This is a genomic window from Paraclostridium bifermentans, assembly GCF_019916025.1.
GTDB classification, from domain to species: domain Bacteria; phylum Bacillota; class Clostridia; order Peptostreptococcales; family Peptostreptococcaceae; genus Paraclostridium; species Paraclostridium bifermentans.
The window spans coordinates 2,347,989-2,371,691 of the sequence record NZ_CP079737.1 but is presented as its reverse complement, the minus strand read 5'-3'; the positions used below and the strand labels follow the sequence as shown (position 1 = coordinate 2,371,691).

At 28.6% G+C, this 23,703-nt stretch carries 25 protein-coding genes; all 25 read left to right on the top strand.

All coding sequences use genetic code 11. The features are described 5' to 3' along the window. Positions 1 to 49 precede the first annotated feature (49 nt). The 25 genes from KXZ80_RS11375 to KXZ80_RS11255 all read left to right on the top strand — a co-directional run bounded on the left by KXZ80_RS11375 (position 50) and on the right by KXZ80_RS11255 (position 23,629). Positions 50 to 1,342 carry an NCS2 family permease gene (locus KXZ80_RS11375; protein WP_021433587.1) on the top strand — a complete coding sequence of 431 codons (1,293 nt, stop codon included), beginning with the start codon at positions 50 to 52 and terminating at the stop codon, positions 1,340 to 1,342. 82 nt (positions 1,343 to 1,424) lie between these two features. Then, positions 1,425 to 1,589, top strand: a complete 165-nt coding sequence (locus KXZ80_RS11370; RefSeq protein ID WP_021433586.1) for a hypothetical protein — start codon at positions 1,425 to 1,427, stop codon at positions 1,587 to 1,589. Between the two features lie 202 nt (positions 1,590 to 1,791). Further along, the gene (locus tag KXZ80_RS11365; RefSeq protein ID WP_021433585.1) at positions 1,792 to 2,763 is read left to right on the top strand and encodes a sulfurtransferase; all 972 of its coding nucleotides are present in this window, start codon (positions 1,792 to 1,794) and stop codon (positions 2,761 to 2,763) included. A 10-nt stretch (positions 2,764 to 2,773) separates the two neighbouring features. Continuing rightward, positions 2,774 to 3,457 carry a TVP38/TMEM64 family protein gene (locus KXZ80_RS11360; RefSeq protein ID WP_021433584.1) on the top strand — a complete coding sequence of 228 codons (684 nt, stop codon included), beginning with the start codon at positions 2,774 to 2,776 and terminating at the stop codon, positions 3,455 to 3,457. Positions 3,458 to 3,537: 80 nt separating this feature from the next. After that, the gene (locus tag KXZ80_RS11355) at positions 3,538 to 4,647 is read left to right on the top strand and encodes a (Fe-S)-binding protein (protein WP_021433583.1); all 1,110 of its coding nucleotides are present in this window, start codon (positions 3,538 to 3,540) and stop codon (positions 4,645 to 4,647) included. Positions 4,648 to 4,663: 16 nt separating this feature from the next. Further along, a complete protein-coding gene (locus KXZ80_RS11350; RefSeq protein WP_021433582.1) occupies positions 4,664 to 5,320 on the top strand; it encodes a TVP38/TMEM64 family protein in 657 nt (218 codons plus the stop codon). Between the two features lie 8 nt (positions 5,321 to 5,328). After that, entirely contained in the window at positions 5,329 to 5,910 is a 582-nt protein-coding gene (locus KXZ80_RS11345; RefSeq protein WP_021433581.1) for a CDP-alcohol phosphatidyltransferase family protein, read from the top strand. A 62-nt stretch (positions 5,911 to 5,972) separates the two neighbouring features. Beyond that, entirely contained in the window at positions 5,973 to 6,845 is an 873-nt protein-coding gene (locus KXZ80_RS11340; protein WP_021433580.1) for a DMT family transporter, read from the top strand. A gap of 376 nt (positions 6,846 to 7,221) precedes the next feature. Beyond that, the gene (locus tag KXZ80_RS11335; RefSeq protein WP_021429484.1) at positions 7,222 to 7,380 is read left to right on the top strand and encodes a hypothetical protein; all 159 of its coding nucleotides are present in this window, start codon (positions 7,222 to 7,224) and stop codon (positions 7,378 to 7,380) included. A gap of 30 nt (positions 7,381 to 7,410) precedes the next feature. After that, a complete protein-coding gene (locus KXZ80_RS11330; protein WP_021433579.1) occupies positions 7,411 to 8,046 on the top strand; it encodes an endonuclease/exonuclease/phosphatase family protein in 636 nt (211 codons plus the stop codon). Between the two features lie 109 nt (positions 8,047 to 8,155). Beyond that, complete coding sequence (locus KXZ80_RS11325; protein WP_021433578.1) at positions 8,156 to 9,442, top strand: VanW family protein; 1,287 nt, start codon at positions 8,156 to 8,158, stop codon at positions 9,440 to 9,442. Positions 9,443 to 9,779: 337 nt separating this feature from the next. After that, positions 9,780 to 10,769: a protein kinase domain-containing protein gene (locus KXZ80_RS11320; RefSeq protein ID WP_021433577.1), complete on the top strand. Its 990-nt coding sequence runs from the start codon at positions 9,780 to 9,782 to the stop codon at positions 10,767 to 10,769. A gap of 122 nt (positions 10,770 to 10,891) precedes the next feature. Continuing rightward, positions 10,892 to 11,836: a potassium channel family protein gene (locus KXZ80_RS11315; protein ID WP_021433576.1), complete on the top strand. Its 945-nt coding sequence runs from the start codon at positions 10,892 to 10,894 to the stop codon at positions 11,834 to 11,836. 77 nt (positions 11,837 to 11,913) lie between these two features. After that, positions 11,914 to 13,101: a D-alanyl-D-alanine carboxypeptidase family protein gene (locus KXZ80_RS11310; RefSeq protein ID WP_021433575.1), complete on the top strand. Its 1,188-nt coding sequence runs from the start codon at positions 11,914 to 11,916 to the stop codon at positions 13,099 to 13,101. A 315-nt stretch (positions 13,102 to 13,416) separates the two neighbouring features. Continuing rightward, the gene (rpsB, locus tag KXZ80_RS11305) at positions 13,417 to 14,139 is read left to right on the top strand and encodes a 30S ribosomal protein S2 (RefSeq protein ID WP_021433574.1); all 723 of its coding nucleotides are present in this window, start codon (positions 13,417 to 13,419) and stop codon (positions 14,137 to 14,139) included. A gap of 63 nt (positions 14,140 to 14,202) precedes the next feature. Next, on the top strand, positions 14,203 to 15,108 hold the full coding sequence (tsf, locus tag KXZ80_RS11300; protein WP_021433573.1) for a translation elongation factor Ts: 906 nt from the start codon (positions 14,203 to 14,205) through the stop codon (positions 15,106 to 15,108). 66 nt (positions 15,109 to 15,174) lie between these two features. Next, the gene (gene pyrH, locus KXZ80_RS11295; RefSeq protein WP_021429515.1) at positions 15,175 to 15,879 is read left to right on the top strand and encodes a UMP kinase; all 705 of its coding nucleotides are present in this window, start codon (positions 15,175 to 15,177) and stop codon (positions 15,877 to 15,879) included. Positions 15,880 to 15,903: 24 nt separating this feature from the next. Further along, positions 15,904 to 16,461, top strand: coding sequence for a ribosome recycling factor (gene frr / locus KXZ80_RS11290; protein ID WP_021433572.1), 558 nt, complete (start codon positions 15,904 to 15,906; stop codon positions 16,459 to 16,461). 2 nt (positions 16,462 to 16,463) lie between these two features. Beyond that, positions 16,464 to 16,667 (top strand): hypothetical protein, encoded by a 204-nt coding sequence (locus KXZ80_RS11285; RefSeq protein WP_021429454.1) that lies wholly within the window; start codon positions 16,464 to 16,466, stop codon positions 16,665 to 16,667. A gap of 30 nt (positions 16,668 to 16,697) precedes the next feature. Next, entirely contained in the window at positions 16,698 to 17,432 is a 735-nt protein-coding gene (locus KXZ80_RS11280; RefSeq protein ID WP_021429498.1) for an isoprenyl transferase, read from the top strand. 12 nt (positions 17,433 to 17,444) lie between these two features. After that, entirely contained in the window at positions 17,445 to 18,221 is a 777-nt protein-coding gene (locus tag KXZ80_RS11275; RefSeq protein ID WP_021429455.1) for a phosphatidate cytidylyltransferase, read from the top strand. 64 nt (positions 18,222 to 18,285) lie between these two features. After that, entirely contained in the window at positions 18,286 to 19,437 is a 1,152-nt protein-coding gene (locus KXZ80_RS11270) for a 1-deoxy-D-xylulose-5-phosphate reductoisomerase (RefSeq protein ID WP_021433571.1), read from the top strand. 12 nt (positions 19,438 to 19,449) lie between these two features. Continuing rightward, entirely contained in the window at positions 19,450 to 20,469 is a 1,020-nt protein-coding gene (gene rseP, locus KXZ80_RS11265; RefSeq protein ID WP_021433570.1) for an RIP metalloprotease RseP, read from the top strand. A 31-nt stretch (positions 20,470 to 20,500) separates the two neighbouring features. Beyond that, complete coding sequence (gene ispG, locus KXZ80_RS11260; RefSeq protein ID WP_021433569.1) at positions 20,501 to 21,562, top strand: flavodoxin-dependent (E)-4-hydroxy-3-methylbut-2-enyl-diphosphate synthase; 1,062 nt, start codon at positions 20,501 to 20,503, stop codon at positions 21,560 to 21,562. A gap of 132 nt (positions 21,563 to 21,694) precedes the next feature. Further along, entirely contained in the window at positions 21,695 to 23,629 is a 1,935-nt protein-coding gene (locus KXZ80_RS11255) for a [FeFe] hydrogenase, group A (RefSeq protein ID WP_021433568.1), read from the top strand. The last annotated feature ends 74 nt before the right edge of the window (positions 23,630 to 23,703 follow it).

The following is a 23,703-nucleotide window of genomic DNA, read 5'->3' as shown; positions in this document are numbered from 1 at the left end:
ATAGAGTTCTGTGAAAAAACAAAATTCGACAGAAAGAGTGAGGACGTAAATGGAGAAGTATTTTAAACTTAAAGAAAATAATACTACGATAAAAACAGAAATTTTAGCAGGTATTACTACTTTTATGACAATGGCGTACATATTAATAGTAAATCCTAGTATACTATCTGCAGCAGGAATGGACTATGGAGCGGTATTTACAGCTACAGCTTTATCTGCAGTTATAGCTACTCTTATGATGGGATTATATGCGAAATTACCATTTGCTTTAGCCCCAGGTATGGGATTAAATGCATTTTTTGCATATACGATAGTAATAGGAATGGGATATTCATATCAATTTGCATTAACAGCAGTATTCTTAGAAGGACTTATATTCATAATGTTAACATTATTTAATGTGCGTGAAGCTATTGTTGATTCTATTCCAAATAATATAAAGAAAGCTATTTCGGTAGGTATAGGACTATTAATTTCACTAATAGGATTAGAAGGAGCTGGAGTTATAGTTCACCCTGAAGGTGGAGGAACTATATTAGCTCTTGGAAATATAGTTTCAGGAACTGGATTATTAGCTTTAATAGGTATATTAATAACAGCTGTATTATTAGCTAAAAACATAAAAGGTGCATTATTTATAGGAATGATAGTTACAACTATAATTGGAATACCTATGGGTGTTATAGATATACCAACAAAAGTAATGAGCATGCCTCCTTCAATTTCATCAACTGTACTTAGCTTTGAGTGGCATAACATATTCTCTTTAGATATGGTTATAGTGTTATTTACACTATTATTTATGGATATGTTTGATACTATAGGGACTTTAGTAGGAGTTGCTACAAAAGCTAAAATGTTAGATGAAAATGGTAAAGTACCAAACGTTAAAAAAGCATTATTTGCAGATGCAGTAGGAACTACTATAGGAGCTTGTTTAGGGACAAGTACAGTAAGTACTTTTGTTGAAAGTGCATCAGGAGTTGCAGAGGGTGGAAGAACAGGTCTTACAGCTGTATCAACTGCAGTTATGTTCTTTTTAGCATTATTCTTTGCACCTTTATTTTCTATAATAACTCCAGCTGTTACAGCATCGGCACTAGTATTAGTTGGACTATTTATGATAGAGCCTATAAAAGAAATAAATTTAGAAGATTTTACAGAAGCTATTCCAGCATTTTTAACTATAATAATGATGCCTTTATCATACTCTATAGCTGATGGTATAGTATTTGGTGTTATATCTTATATAATATTAAAATTATTCTCTGGTAGAGCTAAAGAAATAAGCATAACTACAGTAATTATAGGATTTGTATTTATACTTAAATTTTTAATATAGATATTTAAAGCCTTGCCTCTTTAGGAAGAATAGAAATATAAATTGTGAGCAAAATAATTTATAAAATGATAAAGAGGTGAAAATGATGGCTAAGAAAAATAAAATGTTTAAAGAAATGGGACATAAAATGGAAGAACTAGGCCATGATATGTCAAAAGGTATACAATCTTTTTCAAACTCAGTAGAACATGCAGGAGAAAAAGTTGCAAAAGATATGAAAAAAGCTAGTAAAAAAATGTTTAAATAGCAATAAAAAAGATCAGATTTGAATCTGATCTTTTTTATTGCTATTTAAACTTCAGATTTAGCAAGTTAAATAGATTAAAACTATATAAAACAATGAATATATAGATTTTTTCTATAATTGATGTAATATGTATTATGATATAATCCAAGATGTAATACAAAAAGTGACAAAAAATTCTTGAAAATTATTTGGGAGGATTCATATGAATATTAGAAGTAAAAAAGCAATATTAATAGTTAGTTCATTATTAATAACTAGCGGGTTAGTAGTAGGTTGTGCTGATAAAAAAAATGAACAAAACACTAACACTACAAATAAGGAACAAAGTGTAAAAACAACAAAAGAGGATTATACATATGAAAATAATGAATATTTCACAAGTGTAGACTGGTTAAATAAAAATTTAAAGAATAAAGATATATTGATAATAGACGCTAGAAGTGAAGATGACTATAATAAAGGTCATATACCAGGAGCTATAAATGTAGCTTGGCAAAGTTTTTGCAAAATGGAAGGCAAAGCAGGAGACAAGGATTGGGGAACTCTTTTAGATAAAGAACAATTATCTAAGATATATTCAGACCTTGGAATCGATAAAGATAAAAAAGTTATTGTTTATGCTCAGAAAAATGGATGGGGTGAAGACGGACGACTAGCTTGGATGTTCAAAGAAAGTGGAGTAGATGTTAGAATGTTAAACGGAGGAATGGACCTTTGGAAATCTAACGGAGAAGAAATATCTAAAGAAAAAGTAGATCCTAAGAAATCAGAGTATGTTATAAAAGAACTTAAAAATGATATAAATATAGATACAAAGACGTTAAAAGAAAAAATGAATGATGTTAAAATAATAGATACAAGAGAAAAAGATGAGTATGATGGTGCTACTAAGTTTGGAGAAGCTAGAGGTGGACATATACCTAAATCTATAAATATACCATTTAATGAAGTGTATAATGAAGATGGGACTATAAAATCTAAAGCAGATTTAGAAAAGCTATTCAAAGATGCAGGTATAAATAAAGATGATGAAATAGTTACTTATTGTACATCTGGAATTAGATCAGGACATATGGCATTAATATTAAAGTCAATAGGGTATGATAATGTTAAAAACTATGATGCATCTTACTATGAGTGGGCAGGAGATAAAACTAATCCTGTTGAGAAATAAGAGGTAAAATATGAGGAAAAAATCTTTAGTTGTAAAAATAGGAGTTTTACTTTTGATTATAGGTATATACTTATTTATAGGACCTGTTAATAGATTTATAAATCAAATGATATTTTATTTAAGTATGTTAAATTTAGAAAGCTTAAAACAGTATATTTTATCATTTGGAATCTGGGCGCCAATTATATCATTTATTTTAATGATACTTCAGTCCGTAGCCGCTCCATTGCCTGCATTTTTAATAACATTTGCAAATGCAGCATTATTCGGATGGGTAAAAGGGGCACTTCTTTCTTGGACTAGTGCGATGGCAGGGGCAGCACTATGCTTTTATATAGCACGATTTTTAGGAAGAGATACAGTAGGAAAACTTACAAGTAAGTTTGCAATTGATAGTGTGGATGAATTTTTTAATAAATATGGAAAACATACAATATTAATAGCAAGATTACTTCCATTTATGTCATTTGATTTAGTTAGTTATGCGGCAGGATTAACATCTATGAGCTTTGTATCATTTTTTATAGCTACTGGAATTGGTCAGCTTCCAGCGACTATAATATATTCGTATGTTGGTGATATGCTTACTGGTGGGGCTAAATTAATGATGATGGGAATTCTTACACTTAGTGCTATAAGTGTTTTGATATATGTACTAAAGAAAATATATAATGATAAAAATAAAGTTAGTTAATATTTAGTATAAGAAATATCCCAAATTTGTTAATCAAATTTTGGGATATTTCATTTTGTATATATGAGAGGTGAGGATGAATGGAGCTAAATGAAAATTTAAAAAATAAAGTTAAAGATGATGAAAATAAATGTATAAATTGTAAGCTATGTTTTTATAATTGCCCTATGATGAAAGAGTTTGAGAACTCACCAAAGGATTTAATGAATAGGATTTTAACGGGTAGTATAGATATAAGAAAAGTTGCATACTCATGCATGCTTTGTGGATTATGTACGAGTAAGTGTCCCAAAGGGATAGACCTAAAATCTACATTTTATAAAATACGAAAATATGCAGTTTTAAACAATAAACAAGAAGTAAAAAGAGATGGATATAAAGTTGTTAGGTTTCATCAAATGAATAGTTTTTCACCTATATTTTCAAAAAATTTAAAAACTAACAATAATAAAACTGTATTTTTACCAGGATGTAGTTTAAGTGGTTATAGTGAAGATATAGTTTTGAAAACATATGAATACTTAAAACAATACTATACCAATATTGGAATGACCTTGAAATGTTGTGGGAAACCAACATTATCAATGGGAGATGAAGATAAGTTTGAAAAATATTATTCTAGTTTAGAAAAATATATAAAAAAAGAAGGAATAGAAGAGATTATAGTTGCATGTCCGAATTGCTACAACACTATAAAAAATTACAGTAAAAATGTTAAGATAAAGACTGTATATGAAGTTATAAATGAAATTGGAGTTCCTGATAATTTGAAACATAAGTATGAAGGAATAGAGGTAGCAATTCATGATTCATGTTCTACAAGACATGAAAAACAAATACATGAAAGTGTTAGATGGATCTTAAGTGAGTTAGGTTTAAATATAATTGAGTTTAAAAATAATAAAAAAGATACTGTTTGTTGTGGAGCTGGAGGTATGGTTGGAGTAACAAATTATAAACTTGCTTTAAAACAGATGAATAGTAGGGCTGATGAGACTGTGTGTGAAAATATAGTTTGTTATTGTGAATCATGCTGTGAATCATTGTTAAATTCAAATAAAAATATACTCCATATATTAGATTTACTATTCAATGAAGAAGTTATAAACAAAAATTTATTTACACAATCTAAGACAAAAACACTTAATAAATGGATTACAAGATATAAAACAACTACACTATGCAAATAATTAATTGGAGGTTGGTATGAATTATAAATTTAGTAAATTTTTAAAAGTATTGTTATCGGGAATTGTAATTTTTGTAATTGGAAGTGTTATATACAAAATTTTAAACATGGATATAGGACCAAATGATATACAAAAGTATGTTACTTCATTTGGGAAACTAGCACCTTTAGTATATATTATAATGTTTGCATTAGTACCTTTAACTCTTTTTCCAGATTCAATTTTAGCAATTGGAGGAGGAATTATATTTGGATTAACTAAAGGATATATATACACACTTATAGGAGCCCTTTTAGGGGCGAGTTTATCTTTTTATATATCTAGAAAACTTGGAAGAAATTTTGTGAAAAAAATTACGAAAGAAAAATTAGATTATATAGAAGAAATGATAAACACAAAAGGTTTTTTTGTGATTTTATTACTTAGGCTTATACCGTTGTTTCCGTTTGATGTGATTAGTTATGGAGCGGGTCTTACAAATATAAAATATAGAGATTTTATATTTGCAACTATAATAGGTACTATTCCGGGTATTCTTGTCTTTACAAATATTGGGGCTCAATCGGTTGATATAGGTAGCAATAGTTTTTATCTATCAATAATGGCACTTATACTGCTAATTTTATCGTCAATAGTTTTAAAAAATAAGTTTATAAATACACAGAAGAAGTAGGTGAAATTATGTTAGATACACACGGTAGAAAGTATGTAGATCCAATTATAAATTGTGGAGCTAATTTTTTTATTAAACTAAATTTAACTGCAAACAATGTAACTGTTATAGCTTTGCTTTTAGGAATATTGACAAGTGTATTTATATATATAGATATGAATATACTTGCAGTTATAACTCTTTGGATTTCAGGATACTTAGACGCTGTAGATGGTTCTATAGCTAGGAAAACAAAAACAACATCTTTATTTGGAACATTAATGGATATAACTTTTGATAGAATTGTTGAAACTTCTATAATATTATCATTAGCAATGAGGTACTCAAATGCAAGAATTAATTTTATTGTGCTACTTATATGTATTATAATTTCAATGACTATATTTTTGACAGTAGGAGCTTTAGTAGAAAAAAAAGGTATGAAATCTTTTTATTATCAAGCTGGAGTTGCTGAAAGAAGTGAAGGGTTTTTAATGTTTAGTTTAATGATACTAGTTCCAAACTATATAGTAATTTTTACAAATTTATTTTCGGCTATTATATTTATAACGATAATACAAAGAATAATAGAAGCTAAGAAGATATTGTAAAAACACCTTTTATTATATGTTATACTGTATACAATATATATTTAGCTACGGAGGTGTGAAATTTGGGAAAATTAAATAATTTAAGTGATAGAAATAAAGGAATTGTATTTATAATTTTATCTGCATTTGGGTTTGCAATGATGTCAGCTTTTATAAAGCTATCGGGTGATTTACCTAGTATCCAAAAAACCTTTTTTAGAAATTTAGTATCATGTATAATTGCATTTTCATTAATACTAAAATACAAAGAAAGCGCGTTTGGAAGTAAAGAAAATAGAAAAATATTAATTTTAAGGTCTATATTTGGGACTTTAGGAATAATACTAAATTTTTACGCTATTGATAGATTGGTTTTATCAGATGCAAACATGTTAAATAAACTAAGTCCATTTTTTGTAATAATTTTTTCAGCTATATTTTTAAAAGAAAAAATTAAGTCAAATCAAGCTATAGCAGTAATAATAGCATTTATAGGAGCTTTGTTTATAATAAAACCTACTCTGAATTTTGATATAATACCATATGTTGCAGGGATTTTAGGGGCAATATTTGCAGCAGCAGCGTATACTTGCCTAAGAGTTCTTGGTGGAAAAGAAAAATTTTACACTGTTGTATTTTTCTTTTCATTATTTTCAACTGTTTCAATATTTCCATTTGCCATTATGTCATACAAATCTATGACAATTATACAATTTGTATACTTAGTTTTAGGAGGAGTTTTTGCAAGTATTGGACAATTCGGAGTAACACTTGCATATAAATATGCACCGGCTAAGGAAATATCTATATTTGATTATTCAAATATAATATTCTCAGCTATTATAAGTATAGTAGTATTTAATGTGATTCCGGATAAGTATAGTTTTATAGGATATATAATAATATTTTCAGCATCGTATTACATGTTTTTAAATAATAAAAAAACTAAAAATTAGATTTGAATTTATAAAATTTTAAAATGTGTACACTATATATAAAAAGTATAGTTTATTGTGTTGACAAAATATGATTTATGATATATAGTATATTGTATACAATATGAAAATTCCTTAAAATAGATAAAATAAATAAATGCTTAGTTAATTAGAGTGCTATATAATATTAAAAATTATTATATAGCACTCTTTTTTTTTCTTCACAAAAAATGACAAAAAAACATAAAAAATAATATTTTTCTATTGAAAACGAACAGGTGTTTGATTTATAATAAGTAATGAAGGAACAGTTGTTCGGTTAAAGTTTAGTAATAAATAATGACATACATGAATATAAATAGTATAAATTATTAATTTATGAAGGAGAGAAAAACCAATGATGATATCAAATAGAAGACTAGAGGAAATAACTATAAATAACCTAAGAAAGGGAGATGTTAGCATAGGAGAACTAGATGAATTATATAAAAAAATGGGATTCTTATTTGTTATAAATCAAGGTAAATGTACAAGGATAAAAAAAGAAAGAAGTTAAAATTTATGCAACTGAAATTTAGGAGGATAAATGAAAATTATAACTTACAACATTCATAAAGGTATGGATGCACACAATAAAGATACCTTAAATGGATTATTAAGTTTTTTAAAAAATATAAATGCAGATGTAATATGCCTTCAAGAAGTTTTGGAGAGTATACATTATAAAATTTTAAATGATTTAAATATAAAAGGTTACTTTTTTAAAACTGTAGAGCTAAAAGGTGATAATTATGGAATTGCTATATATTTTATTAAATGTGTAAAGTACACAGATGGATTTTATTTAAGTAGTAAAAAAGAGCAAAGGGGATTTATCCATACTCAATTTTTTATAAATAGCAAATTAGTTAACATAATAAATACTCATTTAGGATTAAATGAGGAAGAAAGACAAATACAGATTGATGAAATTTACAATTATGTAGAAAATTTAAGAGGAAAAATTATTATATGTGGTGATTTTAACCAAAAAGATGTGGAAATTAAAGACTATTATGATTTAGCTGTACTGTTTGATTGTGAGAATATAGAGACATTTCAACCTAGTAAATCTAGAATAGATTATATATTTATGTCTAAAAATCTAAGACCGAGTAGATATAAAGTTAAATGTATTGATTTATCTGATCATTATCCTGTAATAGGAGAATTTATTATATAAATATACAAGCCTCTACAATTGTGACAATAAAGTTACATATACTTAAGAAACGTTGTTTTATAAAGTTCATTTAAATATAATTATCTTAAGCAAAGTAGGGGGGAATGAAATGCAACAAAATGTAGCAGTAGAAGAAAAAAAAGAAAGAGTAAGACTTGATATTACATCAAAAAAAAATTTAAGTATTATAGCAGCAATTATTTTAACACTTATAATAATAGCATCTATAGGCATAAAATCATTTAATAACAAGTATATTTACAACGGCAAGATAGCTACCAATATGTATATTGGAAATGTAAATGTTTCAGATCTTACACCTAATGAGGCTAAATTAGCTGTAGCCAATGAATACAAGCCTAAGAGTATAGATGTAGATTACAATGATAAAAATTTTATAATAAATCCGAATCAAATTGATTTAAAATACGATGTAAATAAGTTTGTTGATAATGCATACAAATTTAATAAAACTGATTCGTATTTCAAGAATGTAGAAAGAGTTATTTCGCTTCAAAGAGGAAAAAAAGAAGTAATAGCTATAAATCCGACATACAATGAAAAAAAATTAGACTCAGCATTAGATGAAATAAGTAATAAGGCAAATAAAAAAGTTGCTGATGCAAAGTTATATATATCAGATTCAGGAAGTTTTAATATAACTCCAGAGGTTATAGGACAAGAACTGGATAAAAAATCTAGTAAGGAAAACATAAAAAAATACTTAGCTGAGAATAAGTTTAGTGGTATGGCGCTTTCAATAAAAAGCGAGAAACCAAGTATAACTGCAGAGATGTTAAAAAGTGTAGACTCATTATTGGCAACTCACAGTACTAGATACACAAATTCATCGGCTAATAGAGCTTACAATATAATTAAGGCATCTAATAGTACTAGTGACATAGTACTTATGCCAGGAGAAGAATTTTCATATAATACATCAACGGGACCTAGAAGTAGATCTAATGGGTATAAAGATGCACCTGTAATTGTAAATGGTAAGGTACAAGATGGATCTGGAGGGGGAGTATGTCAAGTATCTACAACTATATATAATTCAGCGCTTTACTCAGGACTTGATATAACAAATGTTAGAAACCATTCACTACCATCTACGTATGCTCCTAAAGGAAAAGATGCAACGGTTGCTTATGGATCTATAGATTTGAAATTTAAAAATCCGTATAAACATCCTATATACATAAAAAACTCAGCATATAATGGAACAGTAACAAGTACTATATATGGTAGTTCAAAGGATAAACAAAATATAAGTGTAGTAACTGAAAATGTGGGAAGTGGTAGAGTGGTTAAGACTTATAGAGAGTTTAAAGACTCAAACGGTAAAATAACAAAAAAAGAGTACATAACAACAAGCTCGTACAAGAAAAAATAAAATTAATAATAATATACTAAATAATATATATATATATCCGTATATAATTTTTAAGGATTATAGTTGCTTGACTTCTATGAATCTATTAAATTGTATACGGATATTTTTGTAAAGATTAAAACACCTCTATATTGATTTTCAAGAATTTTTAAAAAGTTTAAAGGTAATAATAAATGGGTATGACCACAAAAATAAACTAATAACACTGAAACGATACAATAACACAAAAAAATATAAATGTGGTCATGCAATACTTATTAATTACAATTATTTCCAAAATTGTTATAATATAACTAAGGATAGAAAATGTTTGCACGCATATTGGGAGGGAGATTATTTGGTATATATAGGAAAAAGGTATGAAATTGTAGAAGAAATAGGAAGATGTTCTAACTCGTGTCTATATAAAGGCAGAGATTCTTACGATAAGCAGCTGGTCATTATAAATATCATAGATAAAGGAATAATTAGAAGTGAAAAATTTATATCTAACTTAATTGATGAATCAACATCTATAAATGAAATTAACTCGCCAAATATACTTAAAGTAAAAGATGTAGGGATGGATAAGCTTGAAAATGGAACGGAATTATACTATGTTATAAGTGAGTATATGGAAGGTAGCACTTTGAACCAATTAACTAAATTTCATAAATTGAATATGGATGAAATAATTATAATTTTTAGACAAATATTAAATGCACTAGAAGTAATACATAGCTATGATATATATCATGGATGTCTACAGCCAAGTAACATAATTATAGATGAAGGATATAATGTAAAGTTAAGTAATATTGGAATTATAAAATCTAATAATAAAATTTTTAATAATGGAATAAAAAGATTTTCTAAAAACTTAAAGTATATGTGCCCTCATCAAATTTGTCTAGGATATACAGATAAAAGTAGCGATTTTCATGCTTTAGGAGTAATTTTATTTGAATTGATATTTGGAGAACACCCTTATGGAGAAGCAAAAAGTGAAGAGGAAATTATAAAAAGAATGGACAAGGGTATATGCTGGCGAAAAATCGACACCGGAAAAAATCCAGAAAAAATTATAAATATAGTAAAAAAACTGTTAAGTCGAAAGCATAGATATCAAACGCCTCAAGAAGTTATGATAGACTTAAGTGAATATCTATATGAAGTTGAAAATATATGTGAAAAAGATGAAGAAAATGAAAATATTGAACAAGATTTAATAGTACATAAGGATGAATATGTAAAAAATAAAAAACACATACATAGATTTAGTAAATTTGCAGCATTAGGAGCAATTGCGATTGTTTCTTTTTTAGTGCTTGGGATGACTATAATATAAAACTGTTTCAAAGTTATCTTTGAAACAGTTTTTTTATGCAATGAGTTAAAATATTATATTATGAATAAATTTTAATTAATATCAAAAAATAATAACTATAAAATTTGGAGGACGTATAGTCGATGATTAGATCACATATAAATTTCAAAAAAAAACAATGCATAGATTATACTAATTTAATATTTGATGAAGTTGTTATTATAAATACAGACAAATTATATGAGTTAAGTCAAAATGAAGATATAGATTTTTCTAATGCTTTATTTAAAAAAGATGTGATATTTGATAATTGTAGATTTGAAAAAAATATTATTTTTAGAAATGTCATATTTAAAAGTAATGTATCTTTTAAAAATTGTGTTTTTTATGGAGATTGTATATTTGAAAATGTAGATTTTGCTGAAAATTTAACTAGTGAAAAGATTTTTATCCATTCAAAGATAAAAGGTCAAAAGGTTTATTTTGAAAATATAAAAAATATGCCTAGATTAGATGGTATTATTTTTAGTAACTGTTCCAAAGTTTTATTGAAAAATATAGAGTATAGTAAAAATGATTATGAAAATGCAAAGGTTAATTATAGAATAGCAAAAAATCAGTGTAGTGTAACTGGAGATTATGAAAAACTTGGACACTATTATTATATGGAAAGATATTATGGAGGCAGATGTATAAAAAGAAGTGCATTTAGAAGTAATATGCAATATATAAATGCTAAATTTATGGATTTTTTATCAAGGATAATAATTGGATATGGAGAAAAGCCTCTAAATATTTTTATAATATCTTTTTTTATAATAAGCTTGTTTGCTATTTTATATATGATAACTGGAGTTAAATATAATAATAAAATAATAAAAATAGGTGAAGTTAAAAATATATATGAGTTAATTAAAAATTATATTGATTTATGGTATTTTAGTATGGTTACATTCAGTACGGTAGGATATGGAGATATGATAGTAATTAATATAGCTGGAAAAGCTCTAGTAAGTATAGAAATTTTTCTTGGAGTAACTATGGGAGCATCATGGGCTTCTGTAATTTTTAGGAAAATGTCAAGATAGTAAATAATTACTAGATATATATTTAGGTAAATAAGTGAAAAATTAATATATACTTATTAACTTAAGAAGGTGAAAAAATGACATTAGGAGTAAAGAAAATCATATCATTTATTTTAATTTTAGCATTTGTAACTCCATATACTATATTTGCAACAGAAAAAGAAAAGGAAGTAGATAAGTATTCTTTATCATCTATATTAATAGACCAAGATACAAATAGAGTTTTATATGCTAAAAATCCAGATGAAAAAAGACCATTAGCTAGTTTAAGTAAAATGATGACGTTTTTAATAGCTATAGAAGCTATTGAAAACAAGCAGGTAAGTCCTAAGGATAAAATTAAGATAACTAAAAAAATAGCATCTGTAAAAGGATCAAGTTATCATTTGAAAGAAAATGAAGAAGTAGAGTTAATTGAACTTATGAAAGGGTTGATGATAGTTTCTGGAAATGATGCAGCAATTGCTATAGCTACTCATATAGGTAAAAGTCCAGAGCAGTTTGTAAAAATTATGAATAAAAAGGCTAAAGATATAGGAATGAGCAATACTCATTTTGTGAATCCTCATGGACTACCTATATATGACTTACAAAATCCTAAGGCTCAACCAAAACAAAATATATCAACAGCTAGAGACATTGCAACCCTTGGTAAGTATATGTTTGATAATTATGAAAAACAAGTTACATCGGTTACCGACATGGTGACCTATTCAAATCCAAATAGAGGATTTGAAAAAAACAACACTAACCCTTTGTTAAGAATAATACCTGATGTTGATGGAATTAAGACTGGATATACAGGCAATGCAGGATATTGCTTATCATTTTCAATGAATGTAAAAAAACAAAATGATATGCGAAAATATAGAGTTATAGGTGTATCTTTAGGTGCTAATCATAAAAATAAAAGATTATCAGCATCATTAGACATGCTAAATTATGGGAAAGATAATTATCATACAGAAAAAGTAATACGTAAAAATGATTTAATAGGTAAAAAATATATAAAGGGATTAGAAGAATTAGAAGTAGAGCTTAGAACTAAAGATGAGTTATATACAATTTTAGGAAATGAAGAAAATTTAAATACACAGTTAACTTTAAAAGAATTAGAATATCCTATTAAAGAGGGTGATGTACTAGGTGTGATTAAATACTATACTGATAATGGAGAAATCTTGGGTAGTATTGATATAGTTAGTGCGAAAGATGTTGATGATGCTTCTTTAATTACTAAAGTTAAAATGTTGTTTTCAAAATAGTAAAAAAATAAGATAGAGTATTAACTCTATCTTATTTTTTATGGGTAAAAAAAAGAAAAATTGATTTATGATTTAAGTTGAATATATTTTTGGAAATTTGGCAATAATTACTTAGGGAAATGAAGAAAAATAGAAAATAATAGTACATATATAATAAGGATATAAAATTTATAAAAGATATTGTAATTTATAATAGGCTATGATATACTAACTGAGGTAAAAAATAAAATAACGCACGACTATGTGATCTCTAAAAGGTGCCTAGAGGGTTTTTTAGAGAGTTGATCAAGTCGGAGGTAAAACCAGGAGGTAAAAATGGCAGTAATATCAATGAAACAATTATTAGAAGCTGGTGTTCATTTCGGACATCAAACAAGAAGATGGAACCCTAAGATGGCTCAATATATATTCACAGAGAGAAATGGAATATATATAATAGACTTACAAAAAACTGTTAAAAAAGTTGAGGAAGCTTACAGATTCACTAAAGAAGTAGCTGAAACTGGAAGACCTATATTATTCGTAGGAACTAAGAAACAAGCTCAAGAAGCTATAAAAGAAGAAGCTGAAAGATGTGGAATGTTCTACGTTAACGAAAGATGGTTAGGTGGAATGTTAACAAACCACAAAACTATAAAGACTAGAATAGACAAGTTAAGAAAGTTAGAAAAAATGGAAGAAGAAGGAGTATTCAACGTTCTTCCTAAGAAAGAAGTTATAAAATTAAGAGCTGAAAAAGAAAAATTAGAGAAATACTTAAACGGTATAAAAGATATGCCTGAATTACCAGCTGCTATATTCGTAGTAGACCCAAGAAAAGAAAACATAGCTATACAAGAAGCTCACAGATTAGGTATACCAGTAATAGGTATAGTTGATACAAACTGTGATCCTGAGCAATTAGACTTTGCTATACCAGGTAACGATGACGCTATAAGAGCTGTTAAGTTAATAACTGGTGCTATGGCAACTGCTATAATAGAAGGAAGACAAGCTATAGCTGATGATCAAGAAGAAGTAACTGAAGATCAAGAATAATAAAATAATTTAATGGTAAGGGGGTATACCCTTACCATTAGTAATATATAGGAGGGAATACCAATGGCTATAACTGCACAAATGGTTAAAGAGTTAAGAGAAACTACAGGTGCCGGAATGATGGACTGTAAAAAGGCTTTACAAGAAGCTGAAGGAAATATGGAAAGAGCTATAGATTTATTAAGAGAAAAAGGATTATCTAAAGCTGCTAAGAAATCTGATAGAATAGCTGCTGAAGGATTAGTTGCTATAGAAATGAACGCTGATAACACAGTTGGTGCTATAGTTGAGATAAACTCAGAAACAGATTTCGTTGCTAAAAACGAAGATTTCAAAACTTTCGTTAAAGATGTTGCTGAAATGGCTTTAGCTACTGAGAAAGAAGATGTAGCTGGATTATTAGCTGAATCTCATAAAGAAGGAGCTTTATCTGAAGTATTAAACAACAGAATAGCTACTATAGGAGAAAAGTTAGACATAAGAAGATTCGAGAAAGTATCTACTAACGGACAAGTTGCAGGATACATCCACGGTGGTGGTAAAATAGGTGTATTAGTTGAATTAGAAACAGAAGCAAGAGATGCTGACGTATTAGCAATGGGAAAAGATATAGCTATGCAAGTTGCTGCTATGAATCCTAAGTATGTTTCTAAAGATGACGTAGACCAAGACTACATAGCTCATGAAACAGAAATATTAACTCAACAAGCATTAAATGAAGGAAAACCAGCTAATATAGTTGAAAAGATGATAAAGGGAAGATTAGAAAAACAATTAAAAGAAGTTTGTTTAGTAGAGCAAGCTTTCGTTAAAAACCCAGATTTAACTATAAAGCAATTAGTTGCAGACGTTGCTAAAAAAGTAGGTTCTGAAATAAAGGTTGCTAGAGTCGTAAGATTCGAAGTTGGTGAAGGTATAGAAAAGAAAGAAGAAAACTTTGCTGAAGAGGTTGCTAAGCAACTTAAGTAATTAACCAAAAGAGAACACTTCGGTGTTCTCTTTTTTAAAAAGTGGATTAACTAAGGAGGATTTCAAATGACAAAGCCGATGTATAAAAGAGTATTACTTAAATTAAGTGGAGAAGCACTAGCTGGAGAAAAGGGATTTGGTATAAACAATGATGTTGTAAATGAGATAGCTAATGCTATAAAACAAATTCAAGGTATAGGTGTAGAAGTAGCTGTAGTTGTTGGAGGAGGTAACTTCTGGAGAGGAAGAACATCAGAAGGTATGGACAGAACTACTGCTGACTACATAGGAATGTTAGCTACAGTTATGAATGCTATGGCTCTACAAGATGCTCTTGAAAACATAGATGTATTAACAAGAGTGCAAACTGCTATAGAAATGAGACAAATAGCAGAACCTTATATAAGAAGAAAGGCAGTTAGACACTTAGAAAAATCTAGAGTTGTTATATTCGGAGCGGGAACAGGAAATCCTTACTTCTCAACTGATACAGCAGCTGCACTTCGTGCTGCAGAAATGGAATCAGAAGTTATATTATTAGCAAAAAATGTTGATGCAGTATATGATAAAGATCCAAAGGTACATGCGGATGCTAAAAAGTTTACAGAACTTAGTTATATAGAAGTTTTACAAAAAGAACTTAAAGTTATGGACTCAACTGCTACATCTTTATGTATGGATAATAAGATACCAATAAAGGTATTTGAACTTTCTACAGAGAATATAATAAAAGCGGTTATGGGTGAAAATATAGGAACTACTGTAAAATAATAAATTATTAAGGAGGAAAATATAATGAGCGCACAAGTAAAAAAACAATTAGAAGAAAAAATGAATAAAACAATAGAAGCTCTTAAATCAGAATTCACTACAATAAGAGCAGGAAGAGCTAATGCTCAAATGTTAGATAAAATAAGAGTTGATTATTATGGAACACCAACTCCTGTAAATCAAGTAGGTGCAATATCAGTTCCAGAACCTAGAACTTTAATGATAAATCCTTGGGATAAGACTGCTATGGCTGAAATAGAGAAAGCTATAAGAAACTCAGATTTAGGATTAAACCCAACTAATGATGGACAAGTTATAAGAATATCAGTTCCAGCTTTAACAGAAGAAAGAAGAAAAGAATTAGCTAAACAAGCTGGTAAAGTATCAGAAGAGTTTAAAGTTAGATTAAGAAATGAAAGAAGAGATGCTAACGATAAACTTAAAAAAATGGAAAAAGATGGCGATATAACTGAAGACGATTTAAAGAAATCTCAAGATGAAGTTCAAAAATTAACTGATAAGTTTGTAAAAGAAGTAGATGCGTTATTAAAAGCTAAAGAACAAGATATAATGGCGGTATAATATTGGAAAGTTATTATAACTTATTAGGACTTCATACTGAAGAAGTAGAGAGCTTTTTTAAAAAAGAAAACAAACAATATACTATAACTACTATAAATGGCTACAAAGATCAAGATACTTTAATTATTCCTAGAGTTATTAAAATATCTAAAGTAGGAAATAGTATAGAAATAATACAAACATACTTTGCTGACTCCTTAAAATAGGAGTCAGAAAATTTTATTGGGAGGTAGTTTATGAATAAAAACACTATATATGACATAAACTTAAGTAACGTACCTACTCATATAGCAATAATAATGGACGGGAATGGGAGATGGGCAAAAGAAAGACTCCTTCCAAGAACAGTGGGTCATAAAGCTGGAGTTGAAGCTATAAGAGCTGTAACTAAAGAATGTTCAGCATTAGGGGTAAAGCACTTAACTTTATATGCATTTTCTACAGAAAATTGGAAAAGACCAAAGTTAGAGGTAGATGCTTTGATGAACCTACTATATACATATCTAAACAAAGAACTTAAAGAACTACATAAAAATAATGTAAAAATAACAACTATTGGTGATATAGATGTATTACCTGGTAAATCTCTAGATGCTATAAAAAATGCAATTGATATAACTAAAGATAATACTGGATTAAACTTAAATATAGCATTAAATTATGGTAGTAGAAATGATATAAAAAATGCAGTTGTAGATATAGTAAAAAATTGTAAAAGTGGTAAAATAGATATAGAAGATATAACTGAAGATACTATAACAAAATATTTAAGCACTAAGTCTATACCAGACCCAGACTTAATTATAAGAACTAGTGGTGAACAGAGAATAAGTAACTTCTTATTATGGGAAATTGCATATTCAGAATTTTATTTTACAGATGTATACTGGCCTGACTTCGATGGGAATGAAGTAAGAAAAGCTATATATGTTTACCAAAGTAGAGACAGAAGGTTTGGTGGACTTAAGTAAGGAGATTATTTTATGGTTGTAAGAATCATTGCTGCATTAGCGCTAATACCATTATTACTATTTGTAATATATGGGGGGCTACCACTATATATAGCAGAAGCTATTATAGGAATTATTGCATTGGATGAGTTTTATAAGGCATTTAAAAGTAAGAATATACAACCTATAAGTATTTTAGGATATTTATTTGCCGTATACTTGTCTTTAAAGCATATTTTAAATTTGAAAAATGAATACACATATGTAATTGTATTTTTACTATTTTTGGTAGGAATAATTTATATTTTATCAGGCAAAAAAAATATTATAGATTTTTCTATAACGTTTATCGGAATATTTTATGTTCCTATATTTTTAGATTATATAGTTTTAACAATTAATGATTTTAAATTAGGTGCAATTTATGTATGGTTGATATTTATTATATCATTCATGACAGATACATTTGCATATTTTAGTGGGTATTTATTTGGAAAACACAAACTAATACCTACAATAAGTCCTAAAAAGACAATCGAAGGCAGTATTGGTGGAATTTTAGGATCTACGATTTGTTGTGTAATATTTGGCTATATATTCAAGTTAGATATACCTCACATGGTTTTAGTGGGAAGCATAGGAAGTATTGTAGCACAATTTGGAGATCTATTTGCATCAGCTATAAAAAGATACGTAGGAATAAAAGATTATGGAAAATTAATACCAGGACATGGTGGTATATTAGATAGATTTGATAGTGTTATACTAGTAGCACCATTTGTTTATTATGCAATATATTTATTTATTTAGCTTCAGGGGTTTCTGAAGCTTTAATTGTATAATATTTAAATTATCAGAAAGGAATACAAAGGCAATGAAAAGAATATCAATATTGGGGTCAACAGGTTCTATAGGAACTCAAACATTAGATGTAGTGAGAAAAAATAAAGATAAGTTTGAAGTAGTAGCTATATCTGCAAATAGTAGCATAAATTTATTATTAGAACAAATAATTGAATTTAAACCAAAGTATGCTGCTGTATATGATGAAGATAGTGCTAAAGCATTAAAAAATATGATACCAAGCGATATAGACATAAAAGTTTTAAGTGGAATGGAAGGCCTGGTACAAATATCATCTTTAGATGAAATAGATGTACTTTTAACTGCTATAGTAGGTATGATAGGTTTAGTGCCTACTCTTGAGGCAATAAAAAAAGGTAAGACTATAGCACTTGCAAATAAAGAAACTTTAGTTACAGCAGGTCAATTGGTAATGGAAGAGGCGAAGAAAAGAAATGTAGATATACTTCCTGTAGATAGTGAACATAGTGCTATATTTCAATGCTTAAATGGTGAAAATAACAAAGAAATAGATAGTATAATTTTAACTGCATCAGGAGGACCATTTAGAGGAAAATCTAAGCAAGAACTAGAATATGTAACTAAAAATGAAGCATTAAAACATCCGAATTGGAGTATGGGAAGAAAAATCAGCATAGACTCATCAACTCTTATGAATAAAGGATTAGAAGTTATAGAAGCTAAATGGTTATTTAATGTAGAACCGGATAAAATAGATGTAGTGGTTCACCCCCAAAGTATAATACATTCTATGGTTCAGTTTGTAGATAGCTCTATAATTGCTCAGATGGGATGCCCTGATATGAAATTACCTATACAGTATGCTCTAACATATCCAAATAGACTACTTAATGATTTTGAAAGATTAGATTTTTCTAAACTAAGCAGTTTAACATTTGAAAAGCCAGATTTAAATACGTTCCCATGCTTGAAACTAGCTTATGATAGTTTAAAAATGGGAGGTACATATTGTGCAGTATTAAATGCGGCAAATGAAGTTTTAGTAAATGAGTTCTTAGAAGATAAAATTAAGTTTTACGATATTCCTAAGTATATTGAAAAAACGTTAGAAGCACATAAAAGTATAGAAAAACCGACATTAGAAGAGATATTACATATAGACAATTGGAGCCGTGAGTTTGTAAAACAGTGTATAAAATAGGATGGTGAAAATATGAATATAATAACTATATTAATAGCTATTTTAGCTTTTGGTGTGATAGTTTTTATTCATGAACTTGGACACTTTTTATTTGCAAAAAAAGCAGGTGTTAGAATTCATGAATTTGCTATTGGTATGGGACCGAAAATATATAGCTTTAAAAAAGGTGAAACTGTATATAGCATAAGACTACTTCCTCTTGGAGGATATGTTGCTATGGAAGGTGAAGATGGAGACTCACATGATCCAAGAGCATTTGGAAATAAGAGTATACTTCAAAGGGCAAGTATATTATTTGCAGGACCATTTTTTAATATAATTCTTACAGCTGTAATTTTAGCTGGTATATACATGTATCAAGGAATGCCAAGCACAACACTAAAAAATGTTATAGATGGAAGTGTTGCTCAAAAAGCTGGAATTCAAGCTGGAGATACTATAACTGAAATCAATGGTAGTAATATAAAAAGTTGGAATGAGTTAAGCAAAAGTATTCAAGGTTCTAAGGGAAAAGAATTAAAATTAACTATTGATAGAAATGGAAAAGAAAAAAATGTAGAAGTTACTCCAGAGTCTAAAGAGGGTAACTATATAATAGGTATATATCCAGAAAATAAAAAAGATATTCTGGGATCATTTGGAATGGCTATAAAATCAACAATAGCTATGTTAAGTCAAATGATTGCATTTTTAGGGAAATTAATAACAGGAAATTTACCAGGTGGATTAGAAGGGTCAGTTGCAGGGCCTATAGGTGTAATAAGCATAGTTGCAGATGCTACAAAAGTAGGTGTAATTAATGTGTTATATTTAGCAGCTGTAATAAGTTTAAATTTAGGGGTATTGAATTTACTTCCTATACCAGCTCTTGATGGAGGAAGATTATTCTTCTTATTTATAGAGTTTTTAAGAGGTGGGAAAAAGATAGATCCAGAAAAAGAAGGTATGGTAAATCTAATTGGATTTGGAGCATTAATGGTGTTTATGTTATTTGTAACATATAAAGACATAGTTAGATTAGTTGGAATGTAGCAACGTTTTACTAGAAAGTGAAGGTGAGATTATGAGTTACGAAAGAAGACTTAGTAGAGAAGTTAGTGTAGGAAGTTTAAAGATAGGTGGGAACAATCCTATATCTATACAATCTATGACAAATACAGATACAAGAGATGCAAAAGCTACAATAGAACAAATTAAAAGATTAGAAGAAGTTGGATGTGATGTAGTTAGAGTTGCTGTTCCAGATATGGAAGCTGCTAAAAATATAGGTGAAATTAAGAAAAATGTAAATATACCTGTGATTGCAGATATACATTTTGACCATAGATTAGCTTTAGAGGCTATTGACCAAGGGGTTGATGGAGTTAGAATTAACCCAGGAAATATAGGTAGTATAGAGAAAGTTAAGATGGTTGTAAATAAATGTAAAGAAAAAAATCTTAAAATAAGAATAGGTGTAAATGGAGGTTCATTAGAAAAAGAACTTCTAGAAAAGTATGGATCTGCTACAGCTGAAGCTCTTGTAGAAAGTGCTCTTGGGCATGTTAAAATACTTGAAGATTTAGATTTTTGCAATATTGTTATATCGCTTAAATCATCTGATATCTACAAAACTATAGAGGCATATGAACTTATATCTAAAAAAGTTGATTACCCTCTTCATATAGGGATAACAGAATCAGGAAGTGTGAAAAAAGGAACTATAAAATCTTCTATAGGAGTAGGTGCTCTTTTATTAAAAGGAATAGGAGATACTATAAGAATATCTCTTACAGGAGACCCTACAGAAGAGGTTATAGTAGGTAAAGAGATACTTAGAAGCTTGGATTTACTAAATGATAAAATAAAGGTTATATCTTGCCCAACATGTGGAAGATGTAATATAGATCTTATAAGTGTAGTAAATGAAGTTGAAGAAAAAATCAATAAAGTAGATAAGGATATGACTGTTGCTATAATGGGGTGTGCAGTTAACGGTCCTGGAGAAGCTAAAGAAGCAGATATAGGAATTGCAGGAGGAAAAGGGGAAGGATTATTATTTAAAAAAGGTGAAATAATCAGAAAAATAAAGGGCGATAACTTAGTTGAAGAGTTGTTGAATGAGATAGATAAATTTAATAAATAATAAAAAGTTAAGTTGAGACATTATGTTTCAACTTAACTTTTTTTTTACAAAAATTAATTGGAATATTATGTTACAATAATGGAGAAGTTAATTAATAATGTAAATTTAATTTCTATTTAAGGAGAGTTCAAAATGGGAGATAATAAATCAACAATAATTCAAAGTTCATTGGGATCTGTTTTCACAGTGTTTAGTGAAGAAGAGCTAAAGCAAATTACTGATAGTAGTAGAAAGATTGCTATTTCAGGTAAAATAAATAACCCTGGAATTATAGAAGTTCCGGAAAGTGCAACACTTAAGGATATTATAGATTTAGCTGGAGGAATAATAAAAAATAGGGATTTTAAAGCCGCTCAATTAGGAATTCCATTTGGAGGTTTTTTAACAGAAGATAGTTTAGACAAAGAACTAGATTTTACTTTGTTTAACTCAGAGTGTAGTAGAACTATAATAATTCTTTCTCAAGAAGACTGTATAGTTCAGTATGCTAAATTCTACATAGATTTCTTAATGGGAAAAATGAAAGATGATAAATTTAAAAAATATGCAAAAGTTAAAAATGAAATAATGGAAATGTGGAAGATATTAGATAGAATTAGTAAAGGCAGATCTAATATGAGAGATATTTTCATATTAAGAGAGCTTGCAAATGAAGTAAAAAATACTTTAAATCAAAAACACAATATAATGCAAGAAATAATAGATAAGTTTTATGGAGAAATAGAAGAACATATAGAAGATGAAAAGTGCTATACAGCTCAATGTAATAATCTTGTTAAGCTTACAATAACAGGTAAATGTATAGGATGTGGAGCATGCAAAAGAGCTTGTCCTGTTGACTGTATAGTAGGAGAAAGAAAAGAACAACACTATATTGACTACAATAGATGTACTCATTGTGGTCAATGTATAGCATCATGCCCAGTTGATGCGATAACTGCTGGAGATAATACTCTTAAATTTTTAAGAGATTTAGCTACTCCTAATAAAATTGTAATTACTCAAATGGCACCAGCTATAAGGGTAGCTATAGGAGAAGCGTTTGGGTTTGAACCAGGGACAAATGTTGAGAAAAAAATTGCGGCTGCACTTAGAAAGTTAGGTGTAGACTATGTATTTGATACTACTTGGGCAGCAGACCTTACAATAATGGAAGAAGCAGCGGAACTACAAGAAAGATTAGAAAAACACTTCGCAGGGGATGAAGATGTTAAGCTTCCAATACTTACATCTTGTTGTCCTGCTTGGGTTAAATTTATAGAACAAAACTACGGAGATATGTTAGATGTTCCATCAAGTGCAAAATCACCAATGCAGATGTTTGCTACAGTTGCTAAAGATTTATGGGCTAAAGAAGAAAAAGGACTTAGCAGAGATGAAGTAACCTCTGTAGCTATAATGCCATGCATAGCTAAGAAGTATGAAGCATCAAGACATGAATTTTCAAGAGGTCTAAACTATGATGTAGATTATGTTATAACGACTAGAGAACTTATAAAAATATTTGAAGACTCAGGAATTGATTTAAAAGAAATTGAGGATCAAGAAATAGATCAAGTTTTAGGTGAATATACAGGAGCTGGAATAATATTTGGAAGAACTGGTGGTGTAATTGAAGCTGCAACTAGAACAGCAATAGAAAACATGACTGGTAAAAAGTTAGAAAATGTAGAATTTACTTGCTTAAGAGGATGGGATTCATTTAGATCATGTGACCTAGAAGTAGATGGAATAAAGCTTAGAATAGGAGTTGCATATGGACTAAAGGAAGCTGGTAAAATGCTAGATAAAATAAGAGCTAAAGAAGAATTTTTCCATGCAATAGAAATAATGGCGTGTCCAGGTGGATGTGTAGGTGGCGGAGGTCAACCTAAAGCTAAAAAAAGAATTGAAAGTATAGAAAAAAGAGCAGAGGGATTAAACAACATAGATAAATCATCTGATTTAAGAGTATCAAAGGAAAACCCAGCGGTACAAGCTATTTATGATAAATATTTAGGTAAACCATTGAGTCATAAGGCACATGAACTTCTTCATACAAAGTACTTTGTTAAAGTGAAAAAATAAATATTTCATTTAGATAAATAAAATTTGATTTTATAGAGATAATATGAATGTAGTCTGTTGGAAGGAGAATTTTT

Coding starts and splice junctions, on each gene's coding strand:
- KXZ80_RS11375 (WP_021433587.1), top strand. CDS start 50: ATGGAGAAGTATTTTAAACTTAAAGAAAATAATACTACGATAAAAACA.
- KXZ80_RS11370 (WP_021433586.1), top strand. CDS start 1,425: ATGATGGCTAAGAAAAATAAAATGTTTAAAGAAATGGGACATAAAATG.
- KXZ80_RS11365 (WP_021433585.1), top strand. CDS start 1,792: ATGAATATTAGAAGTAAAAAAGCAATATTAATAGTTAGTTCATTATTA.
- KXZ80_RS11360 (WP_021433584.1), top strand. CDS start 2,774: ATGAGGAAAAAATCTTTAGTTGTAAAAATAGGAGTTTTACTTTTGATT.
- KXZ80_RS11355 (WP_021433583.1), top strand. CDS start 3,538: ATGGAGCTAAATGAAAATTTAAAAAATAAAGTTAAAGATGATGAAAAT.
- KXZ80_RS11350 (WP_021433582.1), top strand. CDS start 4,664: ATGAATTATAAATTTAGTAAATTTTTAAAAGTATTGTTATCGGGAATT.
- KXZ80_RS11345 (WP_021433581.1), top strand. CDS start 5,329: ATGTTAGATACACACGGTAGAAAGTATGTAGATCCAATTATAAATTGT.
- KXZ80_RS11335 (WP_021429484.1), top strand. CDS start 7,222: ATGATGATATCAAATAGAAGACTAGAGGAAATAACTATAAATAACCTA.
- KXZ80_RS11330 (WP_021433579.1), top strand. CDS start 7,411: ATGAAAATTATAACTTACAACATTCATAAAGGTATGGATGCACACAAT.
- KXZ80_RS11325 (WP_021433578.1), top strand. CDS start 8,156: ATGCAACAAAATGTAGCAGTAGAAGAAAAAAAAGAAAGAGTAAGACTT.
- KXZ80_RS11315 (WP_021433576.1), top strand. CDS start 10,892: ATGATTAGATCACATATAAATTTCAAAAAAAAACAATGCATAGATTAT.
- KXZ80_RS11310 (WP_021433575.1), top strand. CDS start 11,914: ATGACATTAGGAGTAAAGAAAATCATATCATTTATTTTAATTTTAGCA.
- rpsB (WP_021433574.1), top strand. CDS start 13,417: ATGGCAGTAATATCAATGAAACAATTATTAGAAGCTGGTGTTCATTTC.
- tsf (WP_021433573.1), top strand. CDS start 14,203: ATGGCTATAACTGCACAAATGGTTAAAGAGTTAAGAGAAACTACAGGT.
- pyrH (WP_021429515.1), top strand. CDS start 15,175: ATGACAAAGCCGATGTATAAAAGAGTATTACTTAAATTAAGTGGAGAA.
- frr (WP_021433572.1), top strand. CDS start 15,904: ATGAGCGCACAAGTAAAAAAACAATTAGAAGAAAAAATGAATAAAACA.
- KXZ80_RS11280 (WP_021429498.1), top strand. CDS start 16,698: ATGAATAAAAACACTATATATGACATAAACTTAAGTAACGTACCTACT.
- KXZ80_RS11275 (WP_021429455.1), top strand. CDS start 17,445: ATGGTTGTAAGAATCATTGCTGCATTAGCGCTAATACCATTATTACTA.
- KXZ80_RS11270 (WP_021433571.1), top strand. CDS start 18,286: ATGAAAAGAATATCAATATTGGGGTCAACAGGTTCTATAGGAACTCAA.
- rseP (WP_021433570.1), top strand. CDS start 19,450: ATGAATATAATAACTATATTAATAGCTATTTTAGCTTTTGGTGTGATA.
- ispG (WP_021433569.1), top strand. CDS start 20,501: ATGAGTTACGAAAGAAGACTTAGTAGAGAAGTTAGTGTAGGAAGTTTA.
- KXZ80_RS11255 (WP_021433568.1), top strand. CDS start 21,695: ATGGGAGATAATAAATCAACAATAATTCAAAGTTCATTGGGATCTGTT.